Below are 11,830 nucleotides of genomic sequence, written 5' to 3'. Positions count from 1 at the left end.
CTGGCGCCCGCGGGCGGACGCATGTGGCCGGCATCATGCCACGCCGGCGGAGGGGGCCGGAAGGCGAGGTTTCACGAAACGGGATGCACGGCGCGGCTCAGCCGGCAGGCACGAACTCGAGCGCGGGCGCGGGTGCGGGCGACAGCCAAGGCAGCAGCCAGTGGTCGACCAGCAGGAACACGAACAGCGCCATCAGGTAGACGACGGAGTAGTGGAACGTGCGCATGGCGAAGAAATCGTCGGGCGGATCGAGCAAGCGCCATGCGTACCACAGGAACACGCCGCCCAGCACCAGCGCGCCGCCGAGGTAGAACATGCCGCTCATGCCCACCGCCCACGGCAGCACGGTCACCACCACCAGCAGCACGGTGTAGAGCAGGATCTGCCAGCGCGTGTAGGCCACGCCGTGGGTCACCGGCAGCATCGGCACCAGCGCGCGGGCGTAGTCCTCGCGACGGAAGATCGCCAGCGCCCAGAAGTGCGGCGGCGTCCACACGAAGATGATCAGCACCAGCAGCAGCGCGTGCGCCCAGTCCCACGGGTTGCGCATGCCGGTGACCGCGGCCCAGCCCAGCAGCGGCGGCGCGGCACCGGCGATGCCGCCGATCACGATGTTCTGCGGCGTGGCGCGCTTGAGCCACGCGGTGTAGACGATCGCGTAGCCGATCAGCGACGCGAACGTGAGCGCCGCGGTGATCGGATTGACCAGCGCGATCAGCAGCGTCATCGACACCGCACCCAGTGCCACCGCGAACGCCAGCACCTGCGCGGGCTGGAGCGCGCCGGTGGCGAGCGGGCGATGCGCAGTGCGCACCATCACCCGGTCGATGCGCTGGTCGATGAGATGGTTGATCGCCGCCGCGCTGGACGCGGCCAACCAGATGCCGATGAACCCGAACACGCTCTCGCGCAGCGGCGGCAGTCCGGGCACGGCCAGGAACATGCCGACGAAGGCGGTGAACACGATCAGCGCCACCACCCGCGGTTTCGTCAGCGCCCAGTATTCGCGCATCGGGAAGGCCATCGCGGCGTCAGTCCGCCGGCGGCCGCACGCGGGCGAGCAAGCTCACCAGCAGGAACAGCAGCAGCGCGGCGCCGGCGTTGTGCAGCGTCGCCACCGGCAGCGGCAGCCCCAGCGCAACGTTGGCGATGCCCAACCCCACCTGCGCCAGCACCAGCGCAGCCAGCACCACACCGGTCAGCCACAGGCCCGGCGTGCGCAGCAGGCGCCACGCCAGCGCCAGCAGGTACACGAACACGATCACCGCCATGCCGCGATGCGCCATCTGGATGGCGATGCGCGAGGCGCCGTCGAGCACGCCGCCTTCGTAGTCCACGCCGATGCCACGCCACAGCACGAAGCCTTCGCGGAAATCGGTCGGCGGGATCCACTGGCCGACGCAGGTCGGGAAATCGTTGCCGCAGGCGAGCGCCGCATAGTTCGAGCTGACCCAGCCGCCGAGCGCGATCTGCGCACCGACCACGATCACCGCACCGATCAGCCAGCGCCGCATCGTCGCCACGCCCGCGATGCGCACCGGGATGTCGGTGGCGCGCCACGCCATCCACGTCAGCAGCGCGAACGTGGTCATGCCGCCGAGCAGGTGGCCCATCACCACGATGGGTTTCAGCAGCAGCGTCACCGTCCACATGCCGAGCAGCGCCTGGAACACGATCGTCATCAGCGTCAGCGCAGCCACGCGCGAGAGGTCATCATTGCTCCAGCGCAACGCGGCCGCCAGCAGCAGCGCTTCGCCGGTCGCGGCCAGGGCGAACGCCGCCTCGTGCTGCCCGTGCATGTACAGCGGGATGCCCGCGCCGATGCACGCCGTCGCGGCCAGCACCCAGGCGACGCCGAATCGGCGACGACGCGCGGCCAGCAGCGCCAGCAGCAGCACCAGCGTGCCCAGCGTCGCGGCGAGGTGGCGGTGCACCTGCTCGCGCCACGCCTTGTGGGTCTCGAACGGACGGATCGCGCTGGCCGCGTGCGACGACGCTTCCGACATCGCCTGCGGCCACGTGGCGCGGCCGTAGCAGGTCGGCCAGTCCGGGCAGCTCAGGCCCGCGTTCGACAGGCGCACGAACGCGCCGAACACGATCACGCCGAAGGCCAGCGCGACGGCGAGCCAGGCGATCCGGTGGAAATGGCGATACGGCGGAGACCGATGGGCCGCGGGGATGGGCGCGTTCATTGCATCTTCAACAGTCTGGCGAGGTCCTTGCGCATCAGCGCGATGTCGGCCTCGGGCGGGTAGCGGAGTATGACAAATCCGTACGGATCGACGACGTAGATGGGCGCGCCGGCCGGATCGGTCGATTTCGGCAGGCGCGCGCGCAGCGTGGCGTCGTCGGCCAGCAGGCGCATGCCCGGCGGACGCGCGGCGCCGGCCGGGTAATCGCCCAGCCACAGCAGTTCGATGTGCTCGGCGTCGCGGCCGAAGATCTCGCGCAACTTCTCCAGGTCGGCCGCGCGTCGCGCGCAAGCGTCGCTGCAGTGCGCGGGCGCCACCACCAGCAGGCGGCGCATGCGCGTGGCCGGTGCCCAGTCGTAGACGCTGCCGTCGGCCAGCCGCGGCGGCGTGCGGCGCAGGTCGATCAGCGGATCGAAGCGCTCGCCGTACGTGGACGGGGCGGGAATCAGCCCGTTCATGTTCAGGAGCTTCGCGAGCAGGATCGGGCCGAAGAAGATCGCGACGATCGCGATCAGCACGCGACGGCCGCGGCGACGCTGTACGGGATCGATCGGCGACGGGGAAGAAGCGTTCATGCGGGCACTCCGGTGGCACGCCGCCTGCGGCGCAGCGTCAGGACCACCGCCGTGATCAGCACGGTCGCCGAGAGGGCGAACCACTGCACGGCGTAGCCGACGTGCCGCTCGGGCGGCATGGTGTTGGGCAGGATGTCGAAATCGCGTTCGAAGCCGAAGCCGGCTTCCGGCGCCGGCCGCAGCACGCGCGGTGCCAGCGTCGGCGCATGCAGTCGCGTACGCAGCGTGGCGGGATCGACCCAGGTCACGAGCAGGTCGCCATCCGGCAACGCCGCCGGTTCGCCCAGCGCCAGCCCTTTCGCCGGCGGCGGCAGCAGCAGGCCGGCCAGACGGGTGCGCGCGGCATCGCGCGGCACTGCCGGCATGCGCCGGTCGCCGGGGATCGCGACCCAGCCGAGGTCGACCAGCACTTCGGGGCCACCGGCAATCGCGAACACGCGGTAGGCGCGCACGCCGACCCGGCCGTCGCGCCCCTGGTTGTCGAGCAGCACCGCCGGCGCATCGACGAAGCGGCCTTCGACCTCGACCCAGTCGTAGGCGCGATCGCGCGTGGCGTCCCCGATCACGCCCGGCGGCTTGGGCCGCCGGTCCGACAGCGCCTGCGACGCGCGCTGCAGCAGGTCGCGCTTCCACTCCGCGCGGCCGAGTTGCCAGAAGCCGAGCATGCAGAAGAACCCGGCAGCGACCAGGGCGAATGCCCACAGCACGACGGGCCGATGACGCCAGCCGGACTTCATCCGCGCGGCCTCGCGGCTTGCGATAATCCCGGCTTCTGACCGCGCGGCTTCGCGCAACGGGAGTACGCCATGAGCGATTCGTTGAAGACCCTGCTCATCGTCGGGTTTCTGATCCTGATCGTGTGGAATCTCGGCGCCGGCCTGTACTACATGCTGGTCGACAAGGGGCAGACCAAGCGCACCGTGAACGCCCTGACCCGGCGCATCGGGCTGTCGATCGCGCTGATCCTGCTGGTGGTCCTGGCGATCGCGATGGGCTGGATCGAACCGCACGGGGTCGGTCGCAACCCGGCGGGCTGAGCGGACCGCCACCGCGACGGCGTCGCTCCGACGCCCACCCCGAAGACGAGAAGGCCGGCGTCATGCCGGCCTTCTGCTGTCGGACACCGACGGACCGTGCCGATCCGTGGCCGCCTGCGTGGACGCGATGCCGGCGTCGCCGCCGGCCACGCGGTCAGAGCACGTAGACGAACAGGAACAGGCCCAGCCAGACCACGTCGACGAAGTGCCAGTACCAGGCCACCGCTTCGAACGCGAAGTGGTTGTCCTTGGTGAAATGGCCCTTCGCGCAGCGCAGCCACATGATCGCCAGCATCAGCGTGCCGAGGGTCACGTGCGCGCCGTGGAAGCCGGTCAGCATGAAGAAGGTCGAGCCGTAGATGCCCGAACCCAGCGTGAGGTTCAGTTCGGTGTAGGCGTGGATGTACTCGGTCGCCTGGAAGTACAGGAACACGCAGCCCAGCAGGACGGTGGCGCCGAGCCAGACCAGCAGCGCGGTGCGGTGCGCGGCCTTCAGCGCGTGGTGCGCCAGGGTCACGGTCACGCCCGAGGTCAGCAGGATCAGGGTGTTGGTGAGCGGCAAGCCCCAGGCCGGGATGGTCTTGAACGCGCCGCCCACGTTGGCCGGGCCCGCGCTCGGCCACGCCGCGCTGAAGTTCGGCCAGAGATTGGCGTTGGTCATCGCGCCGTCGCCCTCGCCGCCCAGCCACGGCAACGCGAACTGGCGGGTGTAGAACAGCGCGCCGAAGAAGGCCGCGAAGAACATCACCTCGGAGAAGATGAACCACACCATGCCCATGCGGAACGAGGTGTCCACCTGCTTGTTGTAGTGACCGGCCAGCGACTCGGTGACCACGTCGGCGAACCACTTGAACAGGATGACCAGCAGGCCGGCGAGACCCGCGAAGAACACCGGCTTGCCCCACGACGCGTGGTTCATCCAGCTGGCGAGGCCGATCATCTGCGTGAACAGGAACACCGAAGCGAAGACCGGCCACTTGCTGCCGTGCGGCACGAAGTAGACGTTCGGATCGTGGTGATCGGCGTGGGCTTGGGCCATGGCGGTCGTCTCGGAAAAGGATGGCGTTCGGAAATCAGGGCGCGCTGCGGGGCGCTTCGGCCGATCCGCCCGGCTTCGCCTCGGACAGGCGCGCGGTGAGCAGATCGTTCTTGAAGAAGGTGTACGACAGGGTAAGGCTGTTCACGTCGTCCGGGAGGTCCCGGTCGATCATGAAGCGGACCGGCATCTCGCGCGACTCGCCGGCGGCGAGGGTCTGCGCGGTGAAGCAGAAGCATTCGGTCTTGATGAAGTACTTCGAGCCCAGCGCGGGCGCGACCGAAGGCGTGGCACTGCCGACGATCGCACGGTTGCTGGTGTTGCGGGCGTGGTAGGTCGTCTCGTACAGCTCGCCCGGGCGCACCTGCATGCGGCGCTGGTTGGGCGAGAACTCCCACGGCAGCTTGGAATTCACGCCGGCGTCGAAGGTCACGGTGATCAGGCGGTCGGAACGGCCGCCCTTGCCCGCCTGCTCGGCGGCGCGCGCGTCGCCCGGGCCCTGCTCGAGCCGGATGCCGAACACCTTCTCGCAGGCGATGCGGTACATCGGGACCAGCGCGAAGCTGAAACCGAACGCGGCCACCGCCACAGCGACCATGGCGCCGAGGCCGAACCGGCGGGAGCGCGGCGGATGCGGCGCCGCACTCATTTCATCACCACGTTCAGGACAAGGAAGCCGACGTAGAACGCAGCCGCGATGCCCGCGAACAGCAGCGCCGTGCGCCGCGCGGAAGCGCGGCGGGCGGCGATCTGGTCTTCTGGCAGGTGCGGCTGCGTGGTCATGGCGATGACGTGATCGGAGCGTGCGGTCGGGACGTCAGTGCGTGATGTCGCCGTGGGCGAGGTCGCCCTCGCGGATCACCGGCGGGGTCTCGAAGGTGTGGTGCGGGGCCGGCGACGGCACCGTCCACTCCAGGCCCTTGGCGCCTTCCCAGGCGCGGGCTTCGGCCTTGGCGCCGTGCTTGAGCGAATGCCAGAGCACGTAGGCCATGATGAACGGCGTGAAGAACATGCCGAACGCGCCGATCGAGCTGACGAAGTTCCAGTCGGCGAACACGACGTTGTAGTCGGGGATGCGGCGCTGCATGCCGGCCAGGCCGAGGAAGTGCTGCGGGAAGAACAGCAGGTTGACGAAGACCACCGACCACCAGAAGTGGAACGAGGCGAGCTTCTCGCTGTACATCCGACCGGTCCACTTCGGCCACCAGTAGTACACGGCGGCGATGATGGCGAACAGCGCGCCGGTCACCAGCACGTAGTGGAAATGCGCGACCACGAAGTAGGTGTCGTGGTACATCGAGTCGGCCGGCACGATGGCGAGCATCAGGCCCGAGAAACCACCGATGGTGAACAGGATCACGAACGCGATCGCCCACTTCATCGGCGACTCGAACGAGATCGAACCGCGCCACATGGTCGTCACCCAGTTGAAGACCTTCACGCCGGTGGGCACGGAGATCAGCATCGTGGCGAACATGAAGTAGATCTCGCCGCCCATCGGCATGCCGACGGTGAACATGTGGTGCGCCCACACGATGAACGAGAGAAAGGCGATCGCCGCGGTGGCGTACACCATCGCCTGGTAGCCGAACAGCGGCTTGCGGCTGAAGGTCGGGATGATCTCCGACACGACGCCGAACGCCGGCAGGATCATGATGTAGACCTCGGGGTGCCCGAAGAACCAGAAGATGTGCTGGAACATCACCGGGTCGCCGCCGCCCTTCGCGCTGAAGAAGCTGGTCAGGAAGAACTTGTCGGTGAGCAGCATCGTCACCGCGCCGGCCAGCACGGGCATGACCGCGATCAGCAGGAAGGCGGTGATCAGCCAGGTCCAGCAGAAGATCGGCATCTTCAGCAGGTCGACGCCCGGGGCGCGCATGTTGAGGATGGTCGCGATGATGTTGATCGCACCCATGATCGAGCTGATGCCCATCATGTGGATGGCGAAGATCGCGAACGACAGGCTGTTGCTCTGCAACGACAGCGGCGGGTACAGGGTCCAGCCGCCGCTGGGCGCACCGCCCGGCATGAAGAAGGTGATGAGCAGCAGCGCGAAAGCGAACGGCATGATCCAGAAGGACCAGTTGTTCATGCGCGGCAGCGCCATGTCGGGCGCGCCGATCTGCAGCGGCACCATCCAGTTCGCCAGGCCCACGAACGCCGGCATCACGCCGCCGAAGATCATGACCAGCGCGTGGATGGTGGTCATCTGGTTGAAGGTCTCGGGCTTCACCCACTGCAGGCCCGGCTGCGCCAGCTCGGCGCGGATCACCACCGACATGAAGGCGCCGATGATGAACATCACGAAGCTGAACACGAGGTACAGCGTGCCGATGTCCTTGTGGTTGGTCGAGAAGAACCAGCGTTCGACGAACCCCTGCTTGTGGTCGTGGGCGTCGTGGCCGTGGTCGAGATCGGCGTGGGTGCTTGCCATGGGACGTGTACCTCGGAAAGGGAGCTGCGATCAGCCGGCCGACGGAGCGGCGGCTGCGGCATTCTTCTGGCCGGCGTCGGCGGTGGCCGGGGCGGCGGCATCGGCGGCGGGCGTGGCTTCGTCGGCCGGGGCGGCACCGTCGGCGGGCGCGGCCGGGGCGGCTTCGGGCGCCGGGGCCGGCGCGTTCTTCGCGCGCTCGGCGGCCAGCCAGGTGTCGAACTCGGCCTTCGGCACGGCCTTCACCACGATCGGCATGAAGCCGTGGTCCTTGCCGCACAGCTCGGCGCAGACGCCGCGGTAGAGGCCCGGCTGGTCGACCTGCGTCCACGCCTCGTTGACGATGCCCGGGATGGCGTCCTGCTTCCAGCCCAGCGCCGGGACCCACCACGCGTGGATGACGTCGTCGGCGGTGATCAGGAAGTGGATCTTGGTGCCGACCGGCACGACCAGCGGATTGTCGACGTCGCGCAGGTATTCCGGATGGTTCGCGTTGCGGGCGTCGACGCCGCTCTGGCGGATCTCGTCGCTCTTGCGGTCCAGACGGCTGGTGAAGGCAACGGTGTCGGACGGCTTGTCGCCCGGGTACTCGTACTTCCAGAGCCACTGGTAACCGGTGATCTTCACCGTCATCTGCGATTCGCGCAGGTCGTACATGGCGAAGATCTTCTTCGTCGCCGGCACGGCCATGATCACCAGCAGCAGCACCGGCACCACGGTCCAGACGATTTCCAGGCGGGTGCTGTGGGTGAAGTTCACGTCGGGCACGGCGCCCTTCGACTTCCGGAACTTGACCATCGCGACGATCATCGCGGCGAACACCACCACGCCGATGCCGAAACAGATCCACAGCGCCAGCATGTGCGCGCTGTAAGCGTTCTCGGACAGCGCGGTGGCGCCCTTGCCCATGTTGAGCTGCCAGGGCTTCGGCTCGGTGGACTGCGCCATCGCCGTCACCGGCGCCAGCACCGCGGCCAGGGATGCGCACGCACCCGCCAGCAGCCCCCGGCTCCCCTTCGTCCCACCCGCACGCGTTTGCACCATGGTCCAGAACCCCAAGCTGTCTCGACTCCGGAGAGCCGGTTCGGATCGATCCCCTGCGGAAACCGATCTTCTCGAAATATATAGGAGTACGCCGAGCCCCTGCGGCGAAGGCGGGCTCAGGCCCGGCCGGCCGCGGTTCGACGTCCGCGAAACTTGAGAATGGTATCCGTTCGCTGCGGCGAGGGGCAAGCCGAGCCGCGGCGCCCATGCGCCTGCGTAGGGGTGTGAAAGGGCCCGGCGGCACTGCTAGTATCCGCGCCTCGCCGTCCCCCGGACCGCCGTGAACGCCCTGCTCACCCCCGAACTGCCGGCCGCCCCGGGCCCGCTCCGCGCCGCGATCACCTCGGCCTGGGTCCGCGATGAAACCCAACACGTCCGAGAGCTGCTGGCCGTCGCCCGCCAGCCCCATCCCGACTGGGGTGCGGCCGATCGCGCCGCGATCCAGGCCACCGCGACCGACCTGGTCCGCCGGGTCCGCGCCCGCGCGCAGGACCAGGGTGCGATCGAGGCCTTCATGCGCCAGTACGACCTCGGCAGCGAGGAAGGCGTGCTGCTGATGTGCGTGGCCGAGGCCCTGCTGCGCATCCCGGATCAGGACACCGCCGACCGGCTGATCCGCGACAAGCTCGGCGATGCCGACTGGAAGCGCCACCTGGGCCAATCCGAATCGGTGCTGGTCAACGCCTCGACCTGGGGCCTGATGCTGACCGGCACGCTCGTCGACCTCGCCGACGACACCAAGCGCGACGTCCACAACGCGTTCAAGCGCCTGATCGGCCGCGTCGGCGAGCCGGTGATCCGGCTGGCGGTGCGCCAGGCGATGCGGATCATGGGCCATCAATTCGTGATGGGCCGCACGATCGGCGAGGCACTCGCGCGTAGCCGCAAAGGCGCCAACGCCGCCTACCGCTATTCGTTCGACATGCTGGGCGAAGGCGCGCTGACCACCCGCGACGCCCTGCGCTACCTCGAAGCCTACCGCCAGGCCATCCACGCCATCGGCCGCAGCGGGAATTTCGCCGGCGGCGATGTCTTCGTCGCGCCGAGCATCTCGGTGAAGCTCTCCGCCCTGCACCCGCGCTACGAGCACGCCAAGCGCGCGCGGGTGTTCGCCGAACTCGGCCCGCGCCTGCTGGAACTGTCGCAGCTGGCGAAGGGCTACGGCATCGGCCTGACCATCGACGCCGAGGAAACCGACCGCCTCGAACTGTCGCTGGACCTGATCTTCGGCGTGCTCGCCGATCCCTCGCTCGCGGGCTGGCACGGCTTCGGCATCGTGGTGCAGGCCTACCAGAAGCGTGCGCCGTTCGTGATCGACCACATCGCCGCGCAGGCGCGCGCGCTGGGCCGCCGCATCCCGGTGCGACTGGTCAAGGGCGCGTACTGGGACAGCGAGGTCAAGCGCGCGCAGGTCGACGGCCAGCCGGGCTATCCGGTGTTCACGCGCAAGCCCAACACCGACGTGTCGTACCAGGCCTGCGCCTGCCGCCTGCTGGGCGCGACCGACGCGGTCTACCCGATGTTCGCGACCCACAACGCACAGACCATCGCCGCGATCCACCGCATGGCGTCGGTACTGCTGGGCGCGGACGCCGCCGCCGGCAACGCGGCGTCGAAGTACGAATTCCAGAAGCTGCACGGCATGGGCGACGACCTGTACGCCGAAGTCGTGCCGGCCGATCGCCTGAACGTGCCGTGCCGCGTGTACGCGCCGGTGGGCTCGCACGAGGACCTGCTGCCGTACCTCGTGCGCCGCCTGCTGGAGAACGGCGCCAATTCCAGCTTCGTCAACCGCATCACCGACGAGGCCGTCGCCATCGAGGACCTCGTCCGCGATCCGGTCGAGACCGTGTCGGCGTTCGAGAGCATTCCGCATCCGCGCATCGCGCTGCCGGTGGACCTGTACCGCAGCCAGGGCCACGAGAGGGACAATTCCATGGGCATCAACCTCGCCAACGACGCCGCGCTCCACGCGCTGGCCGAGCGCATCAACGACGCCGGCGCCGGCACCTGGACCGCCGCGCCGCTGGTGCCGGGCGCGCAGCCCACCGGCGAGAAGGTCGCCGTCACCAATCCGGCCGACCGCCGCGAGACCGTCGGCCATTGGCTGCCGGCCGATGCCGCCACCGTCGAGCAGGCGCTGAAGAATGCCGTCGCCGCGCAGCCCGCATGGGACGCCACGCCGGCCGCCAGCCGCGCCGCGATCCTCGAACACGCGGCCACGCTGCTCGAATCGCGCATCGCGACGTACATGGCGATGTGCACCAAGGAAGCCGGCAAGACCCTGTCCGACGGCATCGCCGAAGTGCGCGAGGCGGTCGACTTCCTGCGCTACTACGCCGGCCAGGCGCGCAAGCATTTCGCGCCCGAGGCCCTGCCCGGCCCGACCGGCGAATCCAACACGCTGCAGCTCGCCGGCCGCGGCGTGTTCGTGTGCATCTCGCCGTGGAACTTCCCGCTGGCGATCTTCATGGGCCAGGTCGCCGCGGCGCTGGCCGCCGGCAACAGCGTGATCGCCAAGCCCGCCGAACAGACCAACCTGATCGGCTTCGCCGCGGTGAAGCTGCTGCACGAGGCCGGCATCCCGGAAGCCGTGCTGCAGTTCCTGCCCGGCGACGGCGCCACCGTCGGTGCCGCGCTGACCCGCGACCCGCGCGTCGCCGGCGTGGCGTTCACCGGCTCCAACGACACCGCCCGCGCGATCAATCGCGCGATGGCCGCGCACGACGGCGCGATCGGCGTGCTGATCGCCGAGACCGGCGGCCAGAACGCGCTGATCGCCGACTCCTCGTCGCTGCCGGAGCAGTTGGTGAAGGATGCGATCTCGTCCGCCTTCACCTCCGCCGGCCAGCGCTGCTCGGCCGCGCGCGTGCTGTTCGTGCAGGAAGACATCGCCGACAAGGTCGTCGACATGCTCGCCGGCGCGATGGCCGAGCTGAAGGTCGGCGACCCCGGCCTGCTGTCGACCGACGTCGGCCCGGTGATCGACGCCGATGCGCTGGCGCTGCTGGAAGCGCACGCCGCGAAGATGGCGACCGCCGCGAAGCAGATCGCGGTCGCCGCCACCGACGACAGCACCGCGCACGGTACGTTCTTCGCGCCGCGCGCGTGGGAACTCACATCGCTGTCGCAGCTGACGCGCGAGAATTTCGGCCCGGCGCTGCACGTGATCCGCTGGAAGGCCGACCAGCTCGATGCGGTCGTCGACACCATCAACGCCACCGGCTTCGGCCTGACGCTCGGCATCCACTCGCGCATCGACGAGACCATCGACCGCATCGTGCAGCGCGCGAAGGTCGGCAACATCTACGTCAACCGCAACCAGATCGGCGCGGTCGTCGGCGTGCAGCCGTTCGGCGGCCAGAACCTCTCCGGCACCGGCCCCAAAGCCGGCGGCCCGCACTACCTGCCGCGCTTCGCCACCGAGAAGACCGTCACCGTCAACACGACGGCCGCCGGCGGCAACGCCTCGCTGCTGACGCTCGGCGACTGACGCGGGGATGCCTTTCGCCAAG

11 protein-coding genes are annotated in these 11,830 nt (G+C 69.2%); 2 read left to right on the top strand and 9 right to left on the bottom strand.

Going from position 1 to position 11,830, the window contains the following annotated elements; genetic code table 11:
* Positions 1-97: 97 nt before the first annotated feature.
* From cyoE to ACT53R_RS16030, 4 genes are read right to left on the bottom strand one after another with little or no spacing between them, the layout of a single operon-like run.
* A complete protein-coding gene (cyoE, locus tag ACT53R_RS16045) occupies positions 98-1,024 on the bottom strand; it encodes a heme o synthase (protein WP_476172914.1) in 927 nt (308 codons plus the stop codon).
* A gap of 7 nt (positions 1,025-1,031) precedes the next feature.
* Positions 1,032-2,192 carry a COX15/CtaA family protein gene (locus tag ACT53R_RS16040; RefSeq protein WP_476172913.1) on the bottom strand — a complete coding sequence of 387 codons (1,161 nt, stop codon included), beginning with the start codon at positions 2,190-2,192 and terminating at the stop codon, positions 1,032-1,034.
* Entirely contained in the window at positions 2,189-2,767 is a 579-nt protein-coding gene (locus ACT53R_RS16035) for a hypothetical protein (protein ID WP_476172912.1), read from the bottom strand. Before ACT53R_RS16035 ends, ACT53R_RS16040 begins: the two co-directional genes overlap by 4 nt.
* Complete coding sequence (locus ACT53R_RS16030) at positions 2,764-3,504, bottom strand: SURF1 family protein (protein WP_476172911.1); 741 nt, start codon at positions 3,502-3,504, stop codon at positions 2,764-2,766. Before ACT53R_RS16030 ends, ACT53R_RS16035 begins: the two co-directional genes overlap by 4 nt.
* A 69-nt stretch (positions 3,505-3,573) precedes the next feature.
* On the opposite strand from ACT53R_RS16030, the gene ACT53R_RS16025 reads away from it, so the two are divergent.
* The gene (locus ACT53R_RS16025; RefSeq protein WP_476172910.1) at positions 3,574-3,804 is read left to right on the top strand and encodes a twin transmembrane helix small protein; all 231 of its coding nucleotides are present in this window, start codon (positions 3,574-3,576) and stop codon (positions 3,802-3,804) included.
* 154 nt (positions 3,805-3,958) lie between these two features.
* Here the strand turns inward: ACT53R_RS16025 and ACT53R_RS16020 are convergent, their stop codons facing one another.
* Genes ACT53R_RS16020 through coxB form a run of 5 tightly spaced genes read right to left on the bottom strand, consistent with a single transcriptional unit; the run spans position 3,959 to position 8,219 of the window.
* A complete protein-coding gene (locus ACT53R_RS16020; protein WP_476172909.1) occupies positions 3,959-4,843 on the bottom strand; it encodes a cytochrome c oxidase subunit 3 in 885 nt (294 codons plus the stop codon).
* Positions 4,844-4,877: 34 nt separating this feature from the next.
* Entirely contained in the window at positions 4,878-5,489 is a 612-nt protein-coding gene (locus tag ACT53R_RS16015) for a cytochrome c oxidase assembly protein (RefSeq protein ID WP_476172908.1), read from the bottom strand.
* Positions 5,486-5,623: a hypothetical protein gene (locus ACT53R_RS16010; protein ID WP_476172907.1), complete on the bottom strand. Its 138-nt coding sequence runs from the start codon at positions 5,621-5,623 to the stop codon at positions 5,486-5,488. The genes ACT53R_RS16015 and ACT53R_RS16010 overlap by 4 nt, the downstream gene beginning before the upstream one ends.
* 34 nt (positions 5,624-5,657) lie before the next feature.
* Complete coding sequence (gene ctaD / locus ACT53R_RS16005; RefSeq protein WP_476172906.1) at positions 5,658-7,274, bottom strand: cytochrome c oxidase subunit I; 1,617 nt, start codon at positions 7,272-7,274, stop codon at positions 5,658-5,660.
* Positions 7,275-7,304: 30 nt separating this feature from the next.
* On the bottom strand, positions 7,305-8,219 hold the full coding sequence (coxB, locus tag ACT53R_RS16000) for a cytochrome c oxidase subunit II (RefSeq protein WP_476172905.1): 915 nt from the start codon (positions 8,217-8,219) through the stop codon (positions 7,305-7,307).
* A 385-nt stretch (positions 8,220-8,604) separates the two neighbouring features.
* Between coxB and putA the strand changes: the two genes are divergently transcribed.
* Positions 8,605-11,808, top strand: a complete 3,204-nt coding sequence (gene putA, locus ACT53R_RS15995; protein WP_476172992.1) for a bifunctional proline dehydrogenase/L-glutamate gamma-semialdehyde dehydrogenase PutA — start codon at positions 8,605-8,607, stop codon at positions 11,806-11,808.
* Positions 11,809-11,830 lie beyond the last annotated feature (22 nt).

Source organism: Lysobacter sp. DMC104 (genome assembly GCF_056313665.1).
This window is presented reverse-complemented; position numbering and strand designations above follow the sequence as displayed.